The organism is Neobacillus sp. plas4, from assembly GCF_057221695.1.
Genome location: NZ_CM170152.1, coordinates 5299779 through 5325698, shown reverse-complemented (window position 1 = coordinate 5325698; position 25920 = coordinate 5299779). Strand labels below are relative to the sequence as shown.

Here is a 25920-nt window from a genome sequence, read left to right as displayed (position 1 = left end):
CATGAAAGCTTGGGATTTAGATCAATTTAAAGGTGTATTCGTTGCCATGTATTCCGCCTATGATGAGGCAGGCGAGGTTTGTGAGGAAAGAGTGAAAAAGCTTGCTCGTTCTTATGTTAATAGCGGAGTAACAGGTTTATATGTCGGAGGCAGCTCTGGCGAGGGAATCCTGCAAAATGCGGAAGAAAGAAAGAAAGTAGTAGAAGCTGTTACAGAAGAGGTTGGCAGAGAGCTAACAATTATCGTCCATGTTGGGGCAAACTCTACAAAAGAAAGCAAGGAACTTGCGATTCATGCAGAGAAATGCGGTGCCCATGCGATCTCAGCCGTTCCAGCAATCTATTACCGTTTGTCCGAGCAATCCGTTGAAAAGCATTGGCAGGAAATGATCGACAGCACCTCATTGCCATTTATTATTTACAATATCCCACAGACAACAGGATTCAATTTAACTCAGCCACTATTCCAGAGAATGGCTGCTCAAGAAAAAGTAATCGGAATTAAGATGTCTGGAGAAAGTGTTTTTGACTTACAACAATTCAAAGCAAATGCTGGAAAAGAGTTGCTCGTTTATAACGGACCAGATGAGCAATTCTTAGGCGGACGCATTATGGGCGCTGATGGCGGTATTGGCGGAACATACGGTGTTATGCCAGAACTATTCTGTTCATTGGAAAAATTATATCGCGCCAATGAAATTGAAAAGGCTCAGAAATTACAATTCGAAATCAATAGCGTGATTAAAAAGCTATTAAGCTATCCATCTTTATACGGTGCTTGTAAGTACATTTTATCACTAAGAAATATTGAAACAGGTTCTCCAAGACTTCCATTATTACCTGTAACTCAGCAAGACCATGCATCCCTAGCTGAATTAAATGATACTATCCAAGCATTAATCAATACCTATACAAATGAAGTAGAAAAAGTATAATAATAGCTTACTACTTCCTTATTAAAACTTGTCCTTCATAAGCTTTATGAAGGACAAAATACTTTTAATAATAAAACGATAAGGAGATCATCACATGAACACTCATCCTTTTTTTACGACTATACACAAAGATTTAATTGTTTCTTGCCAAGCACTTGAACATGAGCCGCTGCATGGATCTGAAATCATGGCGAAAATGGCTCAGGCAGCCAAGGAAGGCGGAGCCAAAGTCATTCGAAGCAATTCTGCCGTAGATGTCGCTGCGATTAAACGCCAAACAGGACTTCCAGTCATTGGACTAGTTAAGCGTGATTATCCAGACAGTGAGGTTTTTATTACAGCAACCCTTAAAGAGGTAAAGGAACTATTGGAAGTAGAGGCGGATGTCATTGCGCTTGATGCCACCTTTCGCAAGCGTCCAAATGGGGAAAACTTAAAGGATTTAGTCGACTATATTCATGAACATAGTCATGCGTTAGTAATGGCGGATATTGCAACCATCAGGGATGCCGAATATGCGCTAGAATGCGGTGTCGATATGGTCTCTACGACCCTTTCCGGCTATACGAATGATAGTCCAAAACAAGATGATCCAGATTTTGAACTAGTTGAAGAGCTCTCCCAACGATTACCGATCCCTGTCATTGCCGAAGGCCGCATCCAGACACCAGAGCAAGCACGCAGAATGCTGGAATTAGGTGCTTGGTCGATCGTGGTAGGAGGAGCAATTTCAAGGCCGCAATTAATCACAAAGGCTTTTGCGGAAGGAATTCGCTAAAAATGAAGCACTATCTGGCCTTTGATATCGGCGGGACACAAATTAAATATGGGATTGTGACCGAAAAAGGAGATATTGTTTCTCACTTTATGATGGATACAGAAGCCCATTTCGGCGGCCGGGCGATTATCGATAAAGTAATTGCAGCAGGTAAAAGCATTGTGGCAGAACATTCCCTGAGCGGAATTGCCATTAGCACAGCTGGACAAGTTAATTTCCATACGGGAACGATTGTAGCTGCTGGTGATACAATCCCCCATTATACGGGTGTCGAAATCAAAAAGCTTGTCAGTGAGGCCCTCGGACTGCCAGTCGAAGTTAGAAACGATGTAGATTGTGCAGCCCTTGGTGAGATGTGGCTTGGTGATCACGGCTCAAGCAATTTCATTGCGTTGACCGTGGGGACAGGCATCGGCGGAGCGATTGTGATTGATGGAAAAATGTATTCGGGGCATTCATTCAGTGCAGGGGAATGGGGCTATATGCTTGTTGACGGAGAACCCTTTGAAAAAAATGCCTCAGTTTCTGGATTAATTCAGTTTGCCAATCACTATAAAGAAAAACGTCAATGGTCCGGTAAAGAAATTTTTGATTTATATGACCAAGGCGATGTGGAGATTCAAATGGCGGTCAAACAGTTTTTCCGTTATTTAGCGATCGGCATCTCGAATCTTATTTATATTTTTAACCCGGAGAAGGTCATCATCGGCGGCGGCATTACGGCTCGGGGAGAGAAGTTTTTGCAGGAAGTAAAAGAGGAAGTCGAAAAATATTTGTTACCTTCCTTTAATAAAAATACAGAAATTGTTCTTGCTAATCTATCCAATCACGCCGGAATGATTGGGGCGGTTTACCACTTTTTGCAATACCAAGAAAAGTTGCCTGTGTAAGGAGGAAAAGGACCTATGTTAAAAGCAAAAGAAAAGTATGTTTATACACCACCTAGTAACGGATATCCAGAATGGAATAACAATCCTGAAATTTTTCAATTAAATCGTTTGCCTGCCCATGCAACAAGCATGCCGTTTTTGTCAGTAGAAGATGCAGTAACAGTAGATCGAATGGAGTCACCATTCTGCAAATTATTGAATGGTGAATGGAAGTTTTTATTTTCAGAGAACCCAGCTGGCAGAAATAAAGATTTTTATAAAGATGGTTTTGATGAAAGTGACATGAAACCGATTCAAGTACCTTCTCATTGGCAATTTCAAGGATATGACTATCCACAATATACGAATGTTCGGTACCCATGGGAAAACCAAGAAGAATTAAAACCTCCTTTTGCACCAACGAAATACAATCCTGTTGGTCAATACATTACGTATTTTGATATTCCAAAAGAGTGGCAGAACCAGCCTGTCTATCTTCATTTCGCAGGAGTGGAGTCCGCTTTTTACGTATGGGTAAATGGCGACCTTGTTGGTTATGGTGAAGATAGTTTTACTCCGAGTGAGTTTGATATTTCACCCTATTTAATAGAAGGAAAAAATAAGCTTGCTGTTGAGGTTTATCGCTGGAGTGATGCAAGCTGGTTAGAAGACCAGGATTTTTGGCGTTTAAGTGGAATATTCAGGGATGTATATTTATATTCCACACCTGTCCTCCACATTTCTGATTATTTTGTGCAAACGAATTTGGATGCTGACTATGTGGATGCCGAGCTTCTTGTAAACATGAAAGTATCTAATTATGCTGGTCTTTTTGATGAGCCAGTCTCCATTGAAGCGCATTTATTTGATCAAAATGGCCGCGAAGTATTTAGTGAACAGATTGCCGAAAATTATTTGCAAACTGAAGAAGAAAGCACTTTGTCTTTCGCCAAACAAATAGAGGCGCCTTCCTTATGGAGTGCAGAGAAGCCAACACTTTATACGCTTGTCATGACAGTTAAAAACTCCGATGGCAAGATTCTGGAGGCGCAAAGCTGTAAAGTTGGTTTCCGTAAAATTGAAATTAAAGACAGCCTCATGTTAGTGAATGGAAAAAGGGTTCTATTTAATGGAGTCAACCGCCATGAGTTTTCACATCTTCGAGGCCGTTCGATCACGAAAGAAGATATGGTTCAAGATGTACTGGCAATGAAAAGACATAATATTAATGCCGTAAGAACTTCCCACTATCCAAACCATCCTTATTGGTATGAATTATGTGATCAATACGGTTTATATGTAATCGATGAAGCCAACCTAGAAACGCACGGATCATGGACATACGGTCAAAAGGAAATGCTTGATACCGTTCCGGGAGATAGGGAAGAGTGGACGGCGAATGTAATCGATCGCTGCCATTCGATGCTGCATCGTGATAAAAATCATGCTTCAATCGTCATCTGGTCGCTTGGAAATGAATCGTTCGGGGGAACCAACTTTATTAAAATGAAGAATCATATTAAGAAAGAAGATCCAACACGCCTTGTTCACTATGAAGGGGTATTCCATTATCGGGCTTCAAGTGATGCTTCAGAAATCGAAAGTACGATGTACGAGCATCCTTCAAAGCTTGAAGAATATGCTTTGAATGCAGAAAAGAGTGAAGTTCCAGCCAAGCCTTATATTGTCTGTGAATATGCTCATGCGATGGGCAATTCTGTCGGGAATCTCTATCAATATACAGATTTATTCAATAAGTACCCGATTTTACAAGGCGGGTTTATCTGGGATTTTAAAGATCAATCCATTCAAACAACAACTGAATCAGGGGTAACCTATTTAGCCTATGGCGGTGATTTTGGTGAATCACCAAATGACGGTAACTTCTGTGGTAATGGTTTGTTATTTGCAGATGGGACGTTAACACCGAAGATTTATGAAGTGAAAAAATGCTATCAACCAATTGATGTCCGATTGGAGAATGATCGATTTACCGTCATTAACAAGAATTTATTTACCGATGTTAATGAATATGAAGCAAGATGGACCATGCTGAAAGATGGGGAAGAAATAACGAGTGACAGCATTAATGTTTCTTGTAAGCCATTATCATCTGTAACGATTGACCTTAAAGATGTGCTAGCAAACTATGTCATGGAAGGTAATGAATATATTATCACCATCAGCTTCCACACGCTGAAAGATTGTCTCTGGGCTGAAAAGGGTTATGAAATTGCGTTTGATCAATTTGTGCTAAACGATCGAATCTATGTTCAGCCAGCACCAAGTCTGAGCTTGAAGAACGTTGGGGAAACAACTGAGCAAGTGAAAGTGGAGGGAGAGCAATTCTCCATAACTGTAAGTAAAACATCTGGGTTCATTACTTCATTTATTAAACAAGGTGTAGAAGTTTTAGCAGGGCCGGTTGTACCAAATTTCTGGCGTGCGTTAACGGATAATGACCGTGGTAATAAATTGGAAGAACGTGCAGGAATCTGGGAACATGCTGGCAGGACGGCTGCTTTGCAACAAATGAAAGTAACGGAAGTAGATAAAACAGTTCAAATAGAAACGGTACTACAATTACAAACTTCTCCAGCATCACAATGTACGATTCAGTATGAAATCACAGGAGATGGAGAAATTCGTGTGGCATTTGAGCTTGTACCAGGTGAATCTTTATCTGAAATTCCTGAGATCGGGATGATTCTGCCTTTAGTCAAATCGTTCGAAGATATTTCTTGGTACGGAAAAGGTCCTCATGATAGCTATTGGGACCGTGAAAAAGGGGCGAAAATCGGCCGCTACGTATCAACAGTGGAAAATGAGTTCGTACCATATTTAAAACCGCAGGAACACGGCAATAAAATTGATGTTCGTTCGTTTAAAATTGACAATGGTGCGGGAGTTAAACTCCATGTGACGAGTGATTCCTTACTCGAAATCAATGCGAGTGCCTACTCTGTAACCGAATTGCAGGATGCAGGCCATACGTATCAATTGCCTGAAAGAAAAAAGACCTATTTACGTGTAAATCATAAGCAAATGGGTGTCGGCGGGGATGATTCTTGGCGTGCAAAAACGCATCCTGAATTCACATTATTTTCTGATCAAACTTATCAATATTCCTTTATTTTAAAATAATTTTTATATGAATCTTTACACTTATAGGCTTTGTTAAAGAAGGTTTTATAACTCTGTTGATTGGAGAAAAAGCTTTTTCGCTCCAATCAACAGCTGTGTCTAACAGGGTAACTGTTAAGAAAAAGTTGTATCAAAGCTTAACTTGTTGGGTTGACACAACAAGTTGCGGTGTTATAATTTATGTAAATTAGGTTGAGAGGGTGGAATAAGTTTGGTAGAACAGGAATTTTTAACAAGTAGTTTAAGTTCTTTAACAAAGGTTTTTGCTGATCAAGAACTGAAAGACGAACCTATTAACAAAGGTTCAGCACTTAAAAATGAATCGTACTCTTTCCAAATTGCCTATAAATCTAGAACATTATTAAAAAATATTCGAGTGCATGTAAATTCTAGTTTTAATGAGAAAATCACAGTCCGTTCCGTAGGGCTCGTCCCATCTGAATTGCCATGTTACCACGATCATGATGATCTCATCCTTAAATCCACACCAGGATTGTTTCCTGATCCCCTATATCCGATTGATGATATAGAGGGTTTAATAGCCTTTCCAGAACAGTGGCGTGCGATTTGGATTACTGTCGATCCTCAGGGAGACGTGAATCCAGGCAGACATTCTATTGAAGTAATCTTTGAAAAGGAAAACGGGGAATGCCTTGGCAAGGAGTTTTTCGAATTAGAGGTTATTGGTGCCGAACTTCCCCAACAGAAATTAATACATACAGAATGGTTCCATACGGATTGTCTAGCTACTCTTTATAATGTAGAGGTTTTTAGTGGAGAGCATTGGAGAAGAATTGAGCAATTTGTTCAAACTGCGGCAAAGCATGGTATGAATATGATTCTCACACCAATCTTTACACCCCCTTTAGATACTGAGGTCGGGGGAGAGCGGCCGACTGTGCAGCTTGTTGATGTAGAAAAGTCAGGTGAAAGATTCTCTTTCCAATTTGAAAAGCTAAAAAGATGGGTTGATTTATGTAAAAAACAAGGGATAAAGTATTTTGAGTTTTCCCATCTCTTTACCCAGTGGGGAGCAAAGCATGCGCCGAAAATCGTTGGTTATGAAAATGGAAAATTGAAACAATTATTTGGCTGGGAAACAGATGCAGCGAGTCTTGAATATCGAGATTTTCTTCAGCAATTTCTTCCTAGATTGCTAGAATTTATTAACCAGAATAATTTAAAAGACCAATGCTTTTTCCATGTTTCAGATGAGCCGCATCTAAACCAAGTTGAATCTTATAAAAATGCTAGTTTAATCCTGCAAGAATTCTTAAAGGACTTTCCAGTTATTGACGCACTTTCAGACTATACCTTCTATGAAAAAGGCATTGTCAAAAATCCGATTCCCTCCAATGATCATATCAATGCCTTTTTGGAGAATGGTGTAGAAAATCTATGGACCTATTATTGCTGTGCCCAATATAAAAAGGTTGCAAACCGATTTTTCTCAATGCCATCGTTCCGTAATCGGGTACTAGGTATCCAGCTATATAAATATAAAATCGCTGGCTTTCTTCATTGGGGATATAATTTTTGGTATGCACAATATTCAAAAAAGGCGATCGATCCATTTAAAAATACTGATGCCAATTATGCATTCCCTTCCGGAGATGCTTTTCTCGTTTACCCCGGTGAAGATGGTCCAATCGAATCGATAAGACTCGAGGTATTAAATGAAGCACTGCAAGATTTGAGAGCGCTGCAATTGTTGGAAAGCGTTGTTGGCAGAGAGGAAGTTTTAGCTCTTTTGCAAGAAGGGCTGGATTATGAAATAACCTTTGATCAATATCCACACAATCAAGAGTGGTACCTTCAAAAAAGGGAACAGATTAATGAAAAAATTAAGAGAGAAGGTGTAGTATGTCAGCATTAACCTATAATCAAAACTCATTTTTATTGGATGGCAAAGAAATTCGCTTATTGAGCGGGGCGATGCATTATTTCCGTACCGTGCCGGAATACTGGGAGGATCGTTTAATAAAGTTAAAAGAATGTGGCTTTAATACGGTCGAAACCTATGTTGCATGGAATTTACATGAACCTGAGGAAGGTCAATTTGTATTTGAAGGCATCGCAGACATTGAATCTTTCATCAAAACCGCAGAAAAAGTTGGTCTTCATGTCATTGTCCGGCCCGGCCCTTATATTTGTGCTGAGTGGGAGTTCGGCGGCTTTCCTTATTGGCTTATGACCGTACCGAATATCAAATTGCGCTGCTACAATCAACCGTATTTAGAAAAAGTAGATGCCTTTTTCGATGTATTATTTGAACGATTGCAGCCATTGCTGCGTTCCAATGGCGGTCCGATTATTGCCATTCAGGTTGAGAATGAGTACGGCAGTTATGGAGACGACCAAAAGTATTTGCAATATATGCGGGACAGTATCCAAAAACGGATTGGTCAGGAGCTGCTATTTACTTCAGATGGTCCGGCACCAAGTATGCTGAATGGCGGGATGATTGAAGATGTATTTGAAACCGTCAATTTTGGTTCACGAGCAGAGAGCGCATTTGAGCAATTAAAGCAATTTCAGCCAAACGCTCCGCTGATGTGTATGGAGTTTTGGCATGGATGGTTCGATCACTGGGGCGAGGAGCATCATACTCGTTCCTTTGAAAGTGTCATCGAGACATTGGAGAGTATTTTAGAGCAAAATGGTTCTGTCAATTTTTATATGGCCCACGGCGGGACCAACTTTGGTTTCTATAATGGAGCCAACCATAATGAGGAAGTTTATCAGCCGACGATTACAAGCTATGACTATGATGGCTTGTTGACAGAATCGGGGGATGTGACGGAAAAATTCTTTGCTGTGCGAAAGACGTTTGAAAAATACGTTGATCTGCCTGAAATGAAATTACCCCCTGTAACACCAAAAAAACAGTATGGTGAGGTCATTGTTGGGGAGCGCGTTGCTTTGCTAGATTCATTAAATCAAATTTCAAGTCCACAGCATAGCCAAACACCTTTAACAATGGAGGAATATGGGCAGGGGTATGGATTCATTGTCTATGAAACGGTGATTAAAGGTGCTTACGGGAAGCAGACGATCACAGTTCAGGATATCCATGACCGCGGACAGATTTATGTGAACGGTGAATATGCTGGCTTAGTCGAGCGCATCGGCGGCCGCTCAAGTATTGAGGTTGATATTACCGAGGCAGAAACAAAGCTGCAGATTATTGTTGAAAATATGGGACGAGTTAATTATGGTCCGTTCCTTAATGATTTTAAAGGGATTACCCAAGGTGTAAGAGCAGGCAATCAATTTTTATTTGATTGGACTGTGTATCCTTTACCGTTAAACGATTTGAGTCCGCTAGTGTTCACCAGAGATGAGGCAAAAGAAAATCATCCTTATCTTCACCGAGGTACCTTGAATATTGATGAAGCGGCAGATACGTTCATCGATATGTCCGGGTGGACAAAAGGAGTTGTCTTTGTGAATGGGCATAATCTTGGCCGCTACTGGGAAATCGGTCCGCAGCAAACACTCTACGTTCCGGCCCCATTTTTGCATAAGGGAGAAAACGAAATTGTCATATTGGAATTACATGACCATAAGGGAATTGTAAGTTTTGTAGACCAGCCTGTATTAGGATAATATCTTTACACTACAAAGAGAAATCATGACCAAAAAGGAGCAATCATCATGATCGTTGATCATATTCGTAATGTCAATTTTTACAAAGGGCTCAATGAGAAATTCGATAAAGCCTTTGATTATATTAAAAACACGAACTTTGAACAGTTGGAGCCAGGCTTCTATGAAATGGATGGCGAAGAACTTTTCTTCAATCTAGTAGAATATGAAACCAAAAGTGTAGAGGAACGTGTATGGGAAACGCACAAAAAATATATCGATATCCAAGTCATCGTAGAGGGAAATGAATGCATCGGGTATGAGCAGCTGGATAGATTGAACATCAAAGAGGATTACAATGAGCAGGATGATATTTCTTTTTGGGAAGGACCCCTGCAATCTAAGGTAAAACTTGAAAAAGGCGATTTTATCATCTGCTACCCGCACGATGCTCATATGGCTGGAATGATGGTTAATGGTTCCGAAAAGGTGAGAAAAGCTGTTTTTAAAGTCAAAATATAGAGTAATTGAAAACAACGCAGCCCTGACATCAACGTCAGGGCTTTCTATTTTTCTCGGAATAATGAATGCTCATTGGCTGTTTGACGACAGAACATCGGAATATTTAGAAACTAGAGAAATGAAAATCAAAGGAAACATTTTTACAGGATTAAATAATCCAGATTACTTATTCGGCTTTCTCTAAATTCTCCTGGAGAAAAACCTGTTATTTTTCGAAAGACTTTATTGAAATAGTTGGCATTCTCATATCCTGTTTTAGCGGCGATATCTTTTATCGACAAATCGGTATGGCGAAGCATTTCTGATGCCTTCTTTATTCGGACTTTTGTTAAGTATCTGGCCGGCGTCGTATTTGTGTACTTACCAAATTGTTTAATAAAATAATAGCTTGATAGCCCAGCTATTGCCGCCATTTTTTCAACGGAAATGTATTCCCCATATTGTTGTTGAAGATAAGTAATTACCCGCAACATGGGTTCAGGCATTTCTTGATTGGCAGTATTCAGGTTTTTTGTAAAACGATAGCATTCCATGATAAATTCGTAGGCTCTAGCCGAAGAAAGATAAGCATCAATTATTTTATGTTCTCTTGTTTCTTGGAGGAGGCTGTACAATAGTTGAATCAGATTTGCTTCTAGAGGAATATTTACAGTCTTCCCGGCATGAACATGAATAAAATCCCAGCATGAAGCTGCGGCACTTCCGGTTAATGTAATATAAATAAATTCCCAGCTTGTACTGCTCTCGGGAAGAAAGTAACAATGCTGACTTGGCAGCTGGACAAAAAATGCATCGCCGCGATGTAATGAGTACCGCTTATCCTCGAATGTAATGGCACCTTGACCGGAAAGGGTATATTGAAAAACATATTTTTCTACCCCTTGAATATCCTTTCTCATCATCCCATCCCAGTAATAATCAATGGAAGTTTGAAGCTCCCATCCAATTGATGAAATATTTGCTACATTATTTTGGGGCATATCCTGAAAACGAAACCCGTAATTACCATACTTTTGACTAGACAATATTTTACCCTCCATTCGCAAGTTATTACCATTGTAGAAATAATGTAAGCGCAATAATATGAGTATAGCAGTTTTAAATTATTTTAAATGGTCGAATTGTACAACAACATTTATGACAATTTTTTTTCAGGGGGTTAAAAATCATGTCAAAAATCACGTTTATAGGCGCAGGAAGTACGGTTTTTGCTAAAAATGTCCTTGGGGACTGCTTGATGGTACCAGCCCTTAAGGGGTTTGAGTTCGCATTATTTGATATTGACGAGAAACGCTTAAAAGAATCGGAGGCTATGCTTCTGAATTTGAGAAATCGTTATAACAAAAGCATTCGGATAAAGGCCTATATGGATAGAAAGGACGCGTTACGAGGAGCTAAATATGTGATAAATGCCATTCAAGTTGGCGGCTATAAACCGAGTACAGTCATTGATTTTGAAATACCGAAAAAATATGGTCTTCGGCAGACAATTGCAGACAGTGTTGGAATTGGCGGGATCTTTCGTTCATTACGCACCATTCCTGTTTTGTTTGACTTTGCAAAGGATATCGAGGAAGTTTGCCCGGATGCTTGGTTCTTAAATTATACAAATCCGATGGCCTCTTTAACAGGTGCAATGCTTCGCTATACAAACGTGAAAACGGTCGGATTATGCCATAGTGTCCAAACCTGCACAAGGGATCTATTCAAATCATTGGGGATGGAGCATGAAGGCATTACCGAGAAAATAGCCGGAATTAACCATATGGCCTGGCTGCTTGAAGTAAAGAAAGATGGAAAAGATTTATATCCTGAAATTAAACGACGTGCTAAACAGAAGCAAATGTCAAAGCACACCGATATGGTGCGGTTTGAGTTACTGGATAAATTCGGATTTTATGTGACTGAATCTTCAGAACATAATGCGGAATATCATCCATATTTCATTAAAAGCCAATACCCGGATTTAATTGAAAAATTCAATATTCCGCTTGATGAATATCCAAGACGCTGTGAAAATCAAATTCGGAGCTGGGAAGGAATGCGTGAAGAATTAACAAGGAATTCAAATCTGTCTCATGACCGTTCGAATGAATATGGTTCAAGAATCATTGAATCCATGGAAACCAATATTCCATTTAAGTTCGGCGGCAATGTCTTAAATACAGGTGGCTTAATAAGTAATCTGTCTCGGAAGGCAGTAGTAGAAGTACCATGTGTTTCAGATCGCAGCGGAATAACACCGTGCTATATGGGGGAACTTCCTGAACAGCTTGCTGCACTAAACCGAACCAATATTAATACCCAGCTATTGACCATCGAAGCTGCGGTCACCAGAAAAAAAGAGCATGTTTACCAGGCGGCCATGCTGGATCCACATACAGCAGCGGAATTATCGTTAGACGATATCATTTCATTGTGTGATGACTTAATAGAAGCACATGGAGAATGGCTGCCAGTGTTTAAATAAGGCTAAAGAGCTGTGAAAAATCAAAGGCTTAAGTTTGGTACCTTAAGCCTGTTTGTAGTAGTAAGATCCTAAAAATTACATACTCAAGCAAAAATGACATATCATCATTTATAGGCTTACTGAGTAATGATGTCGCAAGACAAATCCAATAAATTTTACATATTTACCCCGAAGTCCTTTTCACAGTAAGCTAAAAGAAATTTTAATTCTAAAGGAGGAAGTAATGTTAACTTTTAAAAAATTAAAGTCGTTTTATCTTCCTTATAAGACGGATTTCATTTGGTCGATGCTTTTTCTGGTGGTAATGGCCGGAATTACGGTTGTGTATCCAATGATTTTGCAGCTGACGATTGATGAAGTGGTTCTTGGGGGGAAATATTATTTAGTGCCATGGATTGCTTTAGGATTTATTACAATTATGGCAATAAAAGGACTGTCTGCTTTTATTCAACATTATCTGGCGGATATGTTCGGGATTAAGTCTGTTTTCCATCTTCGCAATACCTTATATGAAAAACTGCAGCGGCTTCCGTTCAGCTATTATGATAATGCGAAGACAGGGGATCTGATGTCCCGCTTAACCGCAGATGTAGAAGGGTTCCGCTTTTTTGTGTCGTTCGGTTTTAGTGAGGTTCTCCGCTTTGTTATTGTTGTTACTGCTAGTTTAATTGTGATGTTTAATTATTCCGTTACTCTCACATTTGTCACGATTGCGGCACTGCCATTCATCAGCATTGCTGTCTATAAATTTGATAAAGCTGTTCACCCTGCTTTCCGTGGAATTCGCGAATCGTTTGGGCGGTTAAACACTAAAGTACAAGAAAATATTAGCGGAATACATACCGTTAAAGCCCTATCAAAAGAAGCAGTGGAGATTGAACGGTTTACAAAGACAAATGAAGATTATCGGACGAAACAGCTGAATACAGCAGCGGTTTGGTCGAAATACTTTCCGTTAATGGAGCTGATTGGAAATATTTCAGTGGTTGTTTTAATAGGATATGGCGGCTATTTAGTCATCAATGGCGCTTTAAAACCAGGTGAGCTTGTCGCTTTTTACAGTCTAATTTGGTATATTTTGTGGCCGATCATGCACCTTGGTTTCACGATTAATATGTTCTCTCAGGCGAAAGCTTCTGGCGAGCGGCTGCTGGAAATTTTGGAAGCCGATGAAACCATTTATGATCGAAAGGATGTCAGGAATATCGAAAAGATCGAAGGAAGTGTAGTCTTCGACCATGTGACGTTCCGTTATCAAAGTGAAGGAAAGGCGGCACTCCAGGATATAAGTTTTGAAGCACATCCGGGTAAAACGATTGGTTTGATTGGTGCAACCGGTTCAGGGAAAACCAGCATCATCCAGCTTTTATCCCGCTTGTATGAACCAACGGAAGGTATGATTCTCATCGATGGTCGGCCGCTTAAGGAATATCGCTTGAAAACGCTCCGTTCTGAGATTGGGGTTGTCTTACAGGAAACCTTCCTTTTTTCATCGACCATCCAAGCGAATATTGCTTATGGCAGACCAGCTGCAACGATGGAAGAGATTATCGCTGCTGCTAAATGTGCCGATGCACATGATTTCATTATGGAGCTGCCGGATGGATATAACACCATGCTAGGTGAGCGGGGAATGGGGCTTTCTGGGGGACAAAAACAGCGGATTGCCATTGCCCGTGCAATCTGTACCAATCCTGCGATTCTCATTTTAGATGATTCGACAAGCGCGGTGGATATGGAAACAGAATTTCAAATCCAACAGGCTTTAAGGGAAGTGATGAAGGGGAGAACAACCTTTATTATTGCGCACCGAATCTCGTCGTTAAAACATGCCGATGAAATTTTAGTGCTGGAAAACGGGAAAATTATCGAGCGTGGAACGCATGAACAGTTGGTAAACAATCACGGCCCGTACGAAAGTATATATCACATTCAATATCAGGATCAATCAGCAATCATGGAAAAAGCAAGGTAGGTGGAAAAATGGAAGAAAAGCATAAGAAAAAATTAATATTAGAACGGTTTCACTACTCAAATGAGCAAGTAATCGATAAAGCATTTAACTGGCAGCAGATAAGTCGGTTATTGCAGTATGTAAAACCGTATGCAAAATCGTATCTGCCGCTATCATTTCTAGCTGTTATCCTGTCAACGGCCATCCGGTTAATCATTCCGATTTTGATCGGTGTCTATACACTTGACCGGGCGATTATTGAAAAAGATACCGGATTGCTATTGAACCTAGTTTTCATCATTTCAGGTTTGTATTTGCTATCATATTTGGTTAATGCCTTAAGGATTCGCTGGATGAATAAGCTTGGGCAAAATGTGATTTATGATTTACGCAAGCATTTATTTACCCATGTTCAGTCATTGTCGCATCGGTTCTTTGACCAGCGATCGGCCGGATCGATTCTTGTCCGGATTATGAATGACATTAACTCGCTTCAGGAGCTGTTTACGAATGGTGTTATTAATCTATTAACTGATTTTCTTCTGCTCTTGGCGGTCATTTTTATCTTATTCTCTTTGAATGCTAAACTTACGATTGCGATTATGGTTATTTTACCAATCATGTTTTTTATATCAACAAGTTTGCGAAAAAACATCCGCTTATCGTGGCAGATGGTTCGGTTGAAGCAGTCTAAGATTAATTCCCATTTAAATGAAAGCATTCAAGGAATACGCGTCACTCAGGTATTTACCCAAGAGGATGAAAATATCCAATTTTTTAAGGGACTCAACCAAGAAAATTTTGAGACATGGAAGCAAGCAGTAAAGAAAAATGCGATGTTTGGTCCGTTTGTGGAAATGACGAATGCCATCGGAACGGCGATTCTGATTTGGTATGGTGCTTTTCTTGTGATGAACGGCGAAAGTACCATTGGGGAATTTGTTTCGTTTGCATTTTATTTAGGGATGTTCTGGGAGCCGATTTCTCGTCTTGGTCAATTATATAACCAGCTTTTGATTGGAATGGCGTCTTCCGAGCGGATTTTTGAGTATTTGGATGAAAGGCCGCTTGTGGCAGAAGCTCCAAATGCAGTCGTGCTTCCTTCAATGAAGGGCAGGATTGAGTTTGAGGATGTAAAGTTTTCCTATGACGAAAAAAGAACGGCATTAAATGGCATTTCTTTTTCGATCCAGGCAGGTGAGACTGCGGCGCTTGTCGGGCATACTGGGTCAGGGAAGACAACAATCGCTAATTTGATCAGCCGATTTTATGATGTAACAGGAGGCGAAATTAAAATTGATGGCCATTCAATTCAGGATATATCGGTTGCCAGTTTGCGTTCGCAAATTAGTGTCGTCCTCCAGGATACGTTTATTTTTTCAGGTACGATCATGGAAAACATCCGCTTTGGCAACCCAAGTTCGAGCGATGAGGAAGTAGTGGCAGCCGCAAAAGCTGTCGGTGCTGATTCTTTTATTACGAAACTTTCAACTGGGTACCATACCGAAGTGGAAGAGCGGGGCAATGTTTTGTCTGTAGGTGAACGCCAGCTTCTTTCCTTCGCAAGGACTCTGCTCGCGGATCCAAAAATCCTCATTCTTGATGAGGCAACAGCAAGTATTGATACGGAGACTGAAGTAAAGATTCAAAGAGCATTAAAAACAATTTTAAAAGGAAGAACGGCGATCATCATTGCTCATAGGCTTTCGACCATTCGAGAAGCAGATAAGATTATTGTCATGGAACATGGTAACATCCTGGAACAAGGTAATCATGAGATGCTGCTGGCCAAACAAGGAGTTTACTACGAATTGGTAAAAGCACAATACAAAATGCTTGGTGTGGGTTAATCATTCAAATCAACAGGACAATACGGGAGATGACGAGTGATTTCTCCTCGTTTATTTCCGGATTAAAGCGTGTAAAGAATAGACTGAGCCTTACAAGGCTTATATAAAAGCGGGGAGCCCCATTCAATAGGGTTCCCCGCTTTTTGTTCCTAAAATTGTCATTCACAAAAGGAATCCTTAAATGACAATTTTATAAAGAGTATGAAAGCGTTAGCAAATAAAACACATAAAGGATAACCTACATATCGACGTTTGTTTTTCAGACATCCTATAATCAAATCGACAGTATTTAACAGAATATTTACAATTCGTTGCGAACTAAATTTATTTTCAAGTTACCTCAACATATAGAGGAAAGCAATCATTAATAGATTAGGAGGCTTTTAATGAATATTCTAATTGTCGAAAAAGATGAATTAACTAGAGATCTTTTGAAAAATGGCTTCTTAAACGAGGGTTGGGGAGTTTTGACATCCAGTGATGGATTAGAAGCTTTGCAGAAAATTCATAAGCTCAAAGTAGATTTAATCATGTTAGACCCAAAGACTTCAACAATACCAAGTGATGCAGTCTGTAAAGAAATAAGAAAAATAACCAATGTACCGATCTTGATTATGTCTTCAAGGTCGAGAGAAGAAGATATCATCCATGCGCTGAATATCGGGGCGGATGATTATATTATTAAGCCAATTCGTATTAATGAGGTATTGGCACGCATTAAAGCATTGATAAGAAGAATTGAAAGGTTTACAAAGATAAGTCAAAAGGTGATTTGCTTTAATCAAAAAAGCCTCATGATCAATTTTGAAACACAAGAAGTACATGTTGAAGGGAAATCTGTCCAATTAACTTCTACTGAATTTAAAATCCTGCATGCGTTTGCGCAAAAACCTGGAAAAGTGTTTAGCCGGCAGGATTTGTCCTATATTGTCCAAGGTTATCGTTTTATTGGTGATGGGCGGACAATGGATGCACATATTAAAAATTTGAGAAAAAAACTAGAGAAGAACCCGCGCAGTCCTAAATATATCGTCACGAAAACAGGAGCGGGGTATAAGTTCAACTGCCTTGTTGATCAGACTCCAATTATCGAAAATTCCGGACTTTTAGCTGAAATCTCTTAATTCGTTATTTATGAGCTGCACGATCAATTAGAAATAGTAGTTGGAGGGTTTTCATGTTACTTGTTGACGCATTCAAGAAAGTTCATCATCATATTGCTCTCATTTTCATTCCCATCATGTATGATTTGCTCTCTTTTGTAATAGGATGGTCGATTGTCGGTATGGATGGTAAAGAGAGAACTTCCATTCGGTTAATTTTAGAGATGGGACTTCCTTCTGTCAGTCATGTATCGAATATTCCGCTGTTTGCGAATAATATCGACCTGTTAAATAGTCCGAAGCTTCCATCCTATACCTGGCTGATTGTTATTATGATGATCGTCATAGGGGCCTTTCTTCAAGGGGGATATATTCGTTACTTGTATTCCATCGTCAGTGGAAAGACCTTTAACTTTTCACAATTTTTACAATTTGGAAAGAATAATTGGCTGCAATTTATTTTTCTAGGAATCATTATACTCTTGGGCAAAATTAGTGTTACTGGTTTTTTGGTCCTAATGTTTAATATGATCGGGGTTTTTGCAGCGCTCGTTTTTTTTATTTGCATGCGGATTTTGTTCATTTATTTGGAATTCACAATTGTAGTAGACCGGGTAAGTATTGCAGCAGCATTGAAATTAACCAGAGGATATCTTAAAAACTCTCTGTTACTTTCTTTTACTCTCATTTTTATTATGTATACAACATCCAGTTTGATTAGTTTCCTTATTCATTGGTTCTGGGGTCCATTGATGATGGTAGGGTCAGTATTTATTTATGGATATGTAATGAGTGTGATTCAAACTTTATTTATGACCATTTTGTGCAGAACTAAGAATAAGATGACTAATGTTGTTAAGGCGGCTTAGGAAAATATGAGCGAAAGGGCCCATTTTTCTTCAGGTTTGGATATAGAGTGAATTTTCACACTAAATTCACAAGTTATAGAGTAGTATTTTGGTATGCGCTTACACATGGCAGCAAATAAGGCAAGGATTACTAGTAAATTGCCACAAAAATGATATTTGAATTGTGAGGTGGTATAGATTTATTGCCGCTAGTGTTTATTTAGTACCTATTTTTAAAAAGTTTCTTATTATTCTAAGGGGGTAATCCTAATCATGAAAAAGATGAAGAAATCTTTGTTTTTATTTCTTACGTTATTGTTAACTCTATCCATCATTGCTGCTTGCAGCAACTCATCAGCACCAACGAACACTGATGATAAAAAAAGTTCTAAAGAAGAGGAAAAGGAACCAGAAAAAATTACATTAAGATGGGCGTATCAATGGGGTGAAGAGAAATTCCAGGATAGTATCGGCAAATATATTGAAAAAAAATTCCCTCACATCACAATCGAGGTACAGGAAGCTGGAACAGACCATGCTGAAACCCTTGAACAGCTGGTAGCAGCAGGAAAGAGTCCAGATATCGTAACGATGGGTCTCATGACACATACGCCATTTTTGGAAGAGATTGGCCTGGCTTACAATATGGATGAGCTAATGGAAAAAGAAGGCTTTGATTTAAAACGTTTTGACCCTTCAATCATTCAATTTGCACGCAACCAAGATCCAAATCAAGAAGGTGGATTATATACAATTCCAACTGGGCGTGCTACTTTTTCGTTGCACTATAACAAAGATGTTTTCGATATTCTTGGTGTAGATTATCCAACTGATGATATGACTTGGGAAGAAGTAACGGAACTTGCCAAAGAATTAACACGTGAAATGAATGGTGTTCAGTACCGTGGCTTGGATCTTGACGTTCCTTATGATGCCTATACTCAATTTAGTCAAAGTTCAGTTGATCCAGAAACAAACGCAGTATTAATAACAGAATCAGAAGCATATAGAAGATACTTGGAAATGGTGAAAGCAGTTACTTCCATTCCAGGAAATTACCCTGCAGAAGAGCCTGGTAAGCTTCTTCATAACTGGGGAGCGGCATTCGGTGAAGGTAACGTTGCTATGGCACCTGCTAAGACTCACCATGGTTGGTTAGGGACAGATAATATTGATATTGTGTCTTTCCCTGTTTGGAAAGGTTTGGAAGGAATTGCTCCTTCGCCAAATGGAAACGGACATGCAATTACTGCACCAAGTGAGCATAAGGAAGCAGCATTAGAGGTTATCGAATATTTATTCTCTGACGAAGTACAAATGGAAATGTCAAAAAATGGTGGAGCTTCACCATTAGTAAATCCAGATGTTCATGCTGTATTTGCTGAGAATAAACCAGAGTTCCATGAGAAAAATCTTGAATCACTATTTATTCATCAATATGCAACAGGGCCAGAAAAGAGTGCGAAATACGGTGATGGTGTTTTATGGACAGCCCCTATCGAATATGTTAACTCTGGAAAAGATATCAATGAGTTTTTACGTATTCTTCAAGAAAAAGCTGAAGAAAACGTTCGAACAGCAATGGAGTCAGAGTAAGTTACTTCTTAATTAAGAAGCTGGATACAAAAGAATAGAAATGAATGGAGGCTCTGCAAGGATATCATTGCAGAGTTTCCTTTTAAATATTTTGGAGATTTATCCATGTCTTCAAATGCAGCCTCAGGTTGTCGCCTTTCTCTAAATTTCACACTATATTCACACTAAGATAGATAAAATTACAAATATCAAATATTAGAAAACTTTGTCTTAGGAGGTAACTTCATTGGCTAGAATTTTGTTGAATAATGTTACGAAACGGTACGGTAAATTCAAAGAACTTGCAGTTGATAATTTTAATATGGAAATTGAAGATGAAGAGTTTTTAGTATTTTTAGGGCCTTCTGGGTGCGGAAAGTCTACCACTCTTCGAATGGTTGCAGGACTTGAAGATATTTCTGAAGGCGAGATTTATATAGGGGATACCTTGGTGAATGATTACCCGCCTAAGGACCGAGATATCTCGATGGTATTCCAAAACTATGCATTATATCCCAATTTGACAGTCTATGAAAATATCGCTTTTGGGCTCCGGATTAGAAAGATGCCTAAACATGAAATTGAAGCTGCGGTGAAACGAGCAGCAGACGTCCTGGAAATCGGAAACTTTCTCAATCGTAAACCACGAGAACTAAGCGGCGGTCAAAGACAGCGGGTTGCTTTAGGAAGGGCAATTGTTCGAGCACCACAGGCATTTTTAATGGATGAGCCTTTGTCGAACTTGGATGCTAAACTGCGTGTTCAGATGAGAGCTGAGATTATTAGGCTGCATCGGACGATGGGTGTTACAACTATCTATGTTACCCATGATCAAATTGAAGCCATGACAATGGGAGATCGAATTGTCGTCATGAATAAAGGCGTTATTCAGCAAGTAGATTCGCCTCAGCAAATTTACAACAAGCCACAAAATATATTTGTAGCAAAATTTATTGGTAATCAGCCTATGAATTTTTTTGAAGGTACATTAGAGGAAATAAACGGAAATTTAACGTTTTCTACAAAAACCTTCAGTATAAGGTTAACCGATCGCCAAGCGAAAATGTTCAATGAACAAAGAGGCCTTAGTTACACCATTATTATGGGAATTAGACCAGAATATTTCAGTTTTGAAAAGGAAATGTTCGATACATACCCTCATTCAACACTGAAAGGTGTTTTACACTTCAATGAATTTATTGGCTCCGATCATTACTACCATCTTACAACACGAGGAAAAGAGTCATTTACGGTCCGTGCCCATCCTAGATACCCTTTTAGGGAAGGCGAAGAGATGACGGTGGCCATCGATATGGATAAGGTGTTGTTTTTTAACAGTAAAACAGAAAAATTGTTGCCGATTTGAATGGAGGGAGAAGATGGCACATCAAATTCGGAAGTCACGTAGTAATAGATTACTATGTATTGGATTAATCATCGTTTTCATCATCAGTACGATGTTGCCTTTATCGAATAAACCAACCCAGACAGTATATGCAGATGAGAATAAGAATACAAAAGAAACTACAAGTGCCGGCACATTTGAAAGGAAACTGGAGCCCTATTACTATCAAATGGAACAAAAGTGGGAAAGTGAAGGGCTGAAACAAGGAAACGACATTGTGAAAATAGAAGCAGGCAGCTTTTCAAACAAGTCCACTGACGCTGGTGCTGCTTTAGAATCTTATGGCGGAGAAGACAATGTATTACTTTGGTCAAAACCAACGGGCTGGGTGGAATATCTTGTCGATGTTAAGAATGAAGGATTATATGAAATTGCTTTGGAATATACCCCCTTATTACAAGAGGATGGAGGTACCAGACAATCAGTAATCTTTAATGTCCAGCTTAATGGCTCTTATCCATTTAGGGAATCCCGCTCCATTGAGCTTAAAAGGGAATTCCGCGACGAAAAGCCTCAGTATGATGACAATGGGAACCAGATTCGGTCACTTGTGAAAGAAGTAACGGGATGGAAGACAGAAGCACTTCGCGATTCAGGCGGTGTAAATGTTGAACCGTTATTGTTTCATTTTAAAAAAGGGGAAAATCGTATTCGTTTTCAAGTACTAAGGGAATCGATTGCGTTGAAATCAGTTGAGATTAAATCGCCAGAATCATACAAGACTTATCAGGAAGTTAAGGAAAACTATCCTTCAAATATCTCGAAATCTGGGAAGTTCATTACCATTGAAGCTGAAAAGTTCAGCAAGAAGAATTCCACCTCTATTCAAGTTCAATATGATCGTGACCCCTTAACCACACCGGAATCACTTAAAAAGATCAAGTTTAATACACTAGGTGGTTCGAACTGGTACCAAGGCGGCCAGGCAGTTACTTGGGAATTTGAGGTTCTTGAAAGTGGAATCTACAATATTGGATTCCGTGGACTTCAAAATTTCAGGAAAAATTTATCTACCTTCAGAACGGTTTATATTGATGGACAAATACCTTTTGAACAAATGAAGCATTTTCAAATTTCATATGCCACAGGATGGCAAGAGATAATTCTTAAAGAAAAAAACGGAAGTCCTTATTCATTTTATTTAGATAAAGGTAAGCATACGATTTCACTTGAAGCAACCTATGAACCGTTTGTGCCGCTTATTGTCCAACTGGATGAATTAGCTAATGAAATCAGAGCGATATCGCAAGAACTTCGGCTAGCTTCAGGTAACCAAGAAGATCAGTTTAGAGTTTGGAATGTAGAAGATGAGCTTCCAGGAATGCTTGATCAATTAAAAGCAATGAAGAAACAGTTTGAAAACATAGCAAAACAAATGTTAGAGATAAATGGTGAGCAAAGCAATGTTTCCCAAGCATTGGAATCGATCATTCAAGATATCTCTTTCTTGCTGGAGGAACCCGGTGAAATTCCAAATAGCCAAGTAAGAATTGGGGCATTGCAAGATAAGCTGGAAACGCAGAGGCAGGAATTAATGAACAGTCCACTGCAGGTAGACAAGTTTTTTATCGCTCCAGACAAGACAGAATTTCCTCCTATGACGGCCAATTGGTTCGAGAAAATACATGGGACCTTTAATTCTTTAATCTATTCTTTTTCCGATCAAAATCAATTACAGCAGCAATCAGACAAAGAATTGAATGTTTGGATGATGTGGGGAAGAGATTATGCAGAAGAACTTCAACAGCTGGCCAACCAGCAATTTACACCTAAATACGGTATTAAGGTAAACGTGAACTTAATTCAAGATACCAATTTATTAATATTGGCAAAAGCAGCCGGAATCATGCCGGATGTTGCCCTGGGTGTTCCAAGCGGGATGCCATTTGAAATGGCTGTTCGTGGTGCGGCAAAAGATATTGCGACAATGCCGGATGCAGAGGAAATGTTGAAACAATATGCACCAGGTACCATGCTTCCTTACTATTACGATGGAGGAACCTATGGCATTCCAGAAACGATTAATTTTAAAGTGTTATTTTATCGAAAAGATATATTAGATCAACTTCATTTAGAGGTGCCTCAAACATGGGAAGACGTCTATGATATGCTTCCGACATTATTGCAAAATCAACTGAATTTTTATGTCGATCCAAAAGACTTTTCTTATATGCTTTATCAAAATGGAGTTGAATTATATACGGATGACGGAATGAGGACAGGGTTAGACCAGCCTGAGGCCTTTCAGGCATTTGAGGAGTGGACAAATCTCTTTAATTTGCATGGGATGGATCGGCAGGTTCAAAGCTTTTATCAACAATTCCGAAAAGGAACATTTCCTATAGGCATTGCAGATTTTAATCAGTATATGCAATTACTCGTTGCTGCCCCAGAAATTATGGACACATGGGGAATTGCACCGATTCCTGGACATATCAATGAATCAGGCGTGAATGTCCGCTGGGCTGGGGGAACGGGAGTTGACACGACGAGCATGATGTTGTTTAACGATACACCTAAAGAAAAACAGAGTCTAGCTTGGGAGTTCATTAAGTGGTATTCGTCCCCGGAGGTTCAAACGGAATATGGCCTCAATCTCGAACAATTTCGCGGTGAGACCTTTAGATGGAATTCAGCCAATATTAACGCATTTCGTAAAATGCCTTGGAGGGAACCTGATTTGCAAGCCATTTTAGAACAATGGCAATGGGTGAAGGATATTGCGAACGTCCCTGGGGGATATATGACGACAAGGCAGTTAGACTTTGCATGGAACCAAACAGTCCTCGAAGGCGGAGTTCCAAGGATTGAATTGGAAAAAGCCATCAAAGCCATAAGTCGTGAGTTAAACAGAAAGCAATCGGAGTTTAATCTTATTGATCAAAATAACAAGGTCTTGAATCCTTTGGATGTACCAATTATTACAGAACCGTGGGAAGGAGTGAACCAGGATGGACAATGATATTCAGCTTAAAAAAACGAAACTTGGTACCATAAAACCATCGAAAGTTACTACAATGAAAGCTGAAGTCGCTAACCGTACGAGCAAAACATTGGCGAAAATATGGGAATACCGCCTATCCTATTTGTTTATTGCCCCATTTATGATTTTATTTATTATATTTATTGTTATTCCTGTATTGGCAGCTATAGGTTTAAGTTTTACCTATTTTAACTCAATCCAATTTCCGACATGGTCAGCATGGTTAAATTATCAAACCTTATTCTCTCAAGACATTGTATTTTTACAAAATGTTCTGCCGAATACCTTTAAATTTTCATTGTTTGTTGGTCCGGTCGGTTTTATCCTTGCTTTCCTTCTTGCTTGGTTCATTGCCCAGCTTCCAAACACTTTGCGTATGGGATATGCACTTGCAATGTATGTCCCATCGCTTGCAGCGGGGGTTGCCATGACTGTAGTTTGGCAAGTCATGTTCTCTGGTGACAGAACCGGTTACATTAATAGTTTCCTATTAAATTGGGGATTTATTACAGAACCAATTATCTTCTTACAGGATCAAGATTGGCTATTAAATATTATGATTGTTGTCTCTATCTGGTCAAGTATGGGAATCGGATTTTTAGCGATGCTGGCAGGTTTACTAAATGTGGATAAAGAGCTATATGATGCAGGAAAAATCGATGGCATTTCGAACAGACTGCAAGAAATATGGTACATAACGGTTCCGATGATGAGACCTCAATTATTATTTGCAGGTGTTATGTCTATCATTCATACCTTACAGGCCGGAAACCTGGGTGTACAGCTATCCGGCTCTAATCCTACTCCGAACTACGCTGGTCAGGTCATGATTAGTCATATTGATGATTATGGTTTTATTCGCTTTGAGTTGGGATATGCAAGTGCGGTTTCTGTAGTTCTATTGGTCATGATGTTCCTATTAAGTCGTATCTTCTTTTATCTATTAGAAGATAAGGAGGGAAAGTAGAGATGAAATTTATAGAAGCATTAACGAATTTTGGAAAAGAAAGCAAGTGGAAATGGAGCAATTTCTTATTGGAATTAAAAAGATTGGATCGAACACAATATATTATCCTCTTTTTTCTGACAGTAGCAGCGATTTTCATGCTGCTGCCGATTGTTTACATTTTCAACCATGCTTTTAAGCCATTACATGAGCTATTTCTCTTTCCGCCAACATTTATCGTCCAAGATCCGACTTTTCAGAACTTTATTGAGCTGATGTCATTAACATCAAGTACATTTGTACCTGTTTCAAGATACATTTTTAACAGTGTGATCGTTACCGTACTTGCAACGATTGCCATGGTTGTCACAAGTGCACTTTGTGCATATGCATTGTCAAAACATCCATTCCCAGGTGCCAAGATTGTCTTTTCGTTAATCATGATTTCACTTCTATTTGTACCACAGGTTCTGCAAATACCGAGATATGTGGTCGTGCAGAATTTAGGAATCATGAATTCCTATTGGGGTCATGTATTGCCCATGATTGCGATGCCGGTTGGCGTATTTTTAATGAAACAATTTATTGATCAAGTACCAAATGAATTACTAGAGGCCGCAAAACTAGATGGTGCATCAGAATTCGGTATATTTCTGCGAATCGTCATGCCGATTGTTACACCTGCCATTGCAACAATTGGTATTATATCGTTTCAGTCCGCTTGGAGTAACGTAGAAACTTCACAGTTATTTATGCAAGATGAATCGATGAAAACATTGCCATATTATATGATGTCCCTTACAGCCAATTTGGCAAATACCGTTGCTAGGCAAGGGGCTGCTGCAGCAGGTGCGCTTTTCATGTTTTTACCTCAGTTCATCATGTTTTTATTCTTCCAGAGAAAAGTTATTGCCACAATGGCACATTCTGGAATTAAATAAGCCAGAAGGG

General features: G+C 39.3%; 18 protein-coding genes. 17 read left to right on the top strand and 1 reads right to left on the bottom strand.

The window, feature by feature from the left end:
- Position 1: 1 nt before the first annotated feature.
- The 7 genes from AC2TFD_RS26655 to AC2TFD_RS26625 all read left to right on the top strand — a co-directional run bounded on the left by AC2TFD_RS26655 (position 2) and on the right by AC2TFD_RS26625 (position 9835).
- Complete coding sequence (locus AC2TFD_RS26655) at positions 2-934, top strand: dihydrodipicolinate synthase family protein (RefSeq protein WP_484674280.1); 933 nt, start codon at positions 2-4, stop codon at positions 932-934.
- Between the two features lie 94 nt (positions 935-1028).
- Entirely contained in the window at positions 1029-1712 is a 684-nt protein-coding gene (locus AC2TFD_RS26650) for an N-acetylmannosamine-6-phosphate 2-epimerase (RefSeq protein WP_484674279.1), read from the top strand.
- 2 nt (positions 1713-1714) lie between these two features.
- Positions 1715-2602, top strand: a complete 888-nt coding sequence (locus tag AC2TFD_RS26645) for an ROK family protein (protein ID WP_484674278.1) — start codon at positions 1715-1717, stop codon at positions 2600-2602.
- A 15-nt stretch (positions 2603-2617) separates the two neighbouring features.
- Positions 2618-5725, top strand: coding sequence for a beta-galactosidase, LacZ type (gene lacZ, locus AC2TFD_RS26640; protein ID WP_484674277.1), 3108 nt, complete (start codon positions 2618-2620; stop codon positions 5723-5725).
- A 211-nt stretch (positions 5726-5936) separates the two neighbouring features.
- On the top strand, positions 5937-7601 hold the full coding sequence (locus AC2TFD_RS26635) for a DUF4091 domain-containing protein (protein ID WP_335514809.1): 1665 nt from the start codon (positions 5937-5939) through the stop codon (positions 7599-7601).
- On the top strand, positions 7589-9334 hold the full coding sequence (locus AC2TFD_RS26630; RefSeq protein ID WP_484674276.1) for a beta-galactosidase: 1746 nt from the start codon (positions 7589-7591) through the stop codon (positions 9332-9334). Before AC2TFD_RS26635 ends, AC2TFD_RS26630 begins: the two co-directional genes overlap by 13 nt.
- Positions 9335-9382: 48 nt before the next feature.
- Positions 9383-9835 (top strand): NanQ anomerase/TabA/YiaL family protein, encoded by a 453-nt coding sequence (locus AC2TFD_RS26625; protein ID WP_484674275.1) that lies wholly within the window; start codon positions 9383-9385, stop codon positions 9833-9835.
- A gap of 140 nt (positions 9836-9975) precedes the next feature.
- Here AC2TFD_RS26625 and AC2TFD_RS26620 read toward each other — a convergent pair whose 3' ends face one another.
- Positions 9976-10860: a helix-turn-helix transcriptional regulator gene (locus AC2TFD_RS26620; protein WP_335514816.1), complete on the bottom strand. Its 885-nt coding sequence runs from the start codon at positions 10858-10860 to the stop codon at positions 9976-9978.
- A gap of 143 nt (positions 10861-11003) precedes the next feature.
- On the opposite strand from AC2TFD_RS26620, the gene melA reads away from it, so the two are divergent.
- The 10 genes from melA (at position 11004) to AC2TFD_RS26570 (ending at position 25910) form a co-directional block, all read left to right on the top strand.
- The gene (melA, locus tag AC2TFD_RS26615; RefSeq protein WP_484674274.1) at positions 11004-12305 is read left to right on the top strand and encodes an alpha-galactosidase; all 1302 of its coding nucleotides are present in this window, start codon (positions 11004-11006) and stop codon (positions 12303-12305) included.
- A 223-nt stretch (positions 12306-12528) separates the two neighbouring features.
- The gene (locus AC2TFD_RS26610; protein WP_484674273.1) at positions 12529-14280 is read left to right on the top strand and encodes an ABC transporter ATP-binding protein; all 1752 of its coding nucleotides are present in this window, start codon (positions 12529-12531) and stop codon (positions 14278-14280) included.
- A gap of 8 nt (positions 14281-14288) precedes the next feature.
- Positions 14289-16109, top strand: a complete 1821-nt coding sequence (locus tag AC2TFD_RS26605; RefSeq protein ID WP_484674272.1) for an ABC transporter ATP-binding protein — start codon at positions 14289-14291, stop codon at positions 16107-16109.
- Between the two features lie 386 nt (positions 16110-16495).
- On the top strand, positions 16496-17233 hold the full coding sequence (locus AC2TFD_RS26600) for a response regulator transcription factor (RefSeq protein WP_335514826.1): 738 nt from the start codon (positions 16496-16498) through the stop codon (positions 17231-17233).
- Between the two features lie 53 nt (positions 17234-17286).
- Complete coding sequence (locus tag AC2TFD_RS26595) at positions 17287-18081, top strand: hypothetical protein (RefSeq protein ID WP_484674271.1); 795 nt, start codon at positions 17287-17289, stop codon at positions 18079-18081.
- Positions 18082-18333: 252 nt separating this feature from the next.
- Positions 18334-19656, top strand: coding sequence for an ABC transporter substrate-binding protein (locus AC2TFD_RS26590; protein WP_335514832.1), 1323 nt, complete (start codon positions 18334-18336; stop codon positions 19654-19656).
- Positions 19657-19882: 226 nt separating this feature from the next.
- Entirely contained in the window at positions 19883-21001 is a 1119-nt protein-coding gene (locus AC2TFD_RS26585; protein WP_335514836.1) for an ABC transporter ATP-binding protein, read from the top strand.
- A 13-nt stretch (positions 21002-21014) separates the two neighbouring features.
- Positions 21015-24002, top strand: a complete 2988-nt coding sequence (locus AC2TFD_RS26580) for an extracellular solute-binding protein (protein WP_484674270.1) — start codon at positions 21015-21017, stop codon at positions 24000-24002.
- On the top strand, positions 23992-24990 hold the full coding sequence (locus tag AC2TFD_RS26575) for a carbohydrate ABC transporter permease (protein WP_484674269.1): 999 nt from the start codon (positions 23992-23994) through the stop codon (positions 24988-24990). The genes AC2TFD_RS26580 and AC2TFD_RS26575 overlap by 11 nt, the downstream gene beginning before the upstream one ends.
- 2 nt (positions 24991-24992) lie before the next feature.
- Positions 24993-25910: a carbohydrate ABC transporter permease gene (locus tag AC2TFD_RS26570; protein ID WP_335514843.1), complete on the top strand. Its 918-nt coding sequence runs from the start codon at positions 24993-24995 to the stop codon at positions 25908-25910.
- Positions 25911-25920 lie beyond the last annotated feature (10 nt).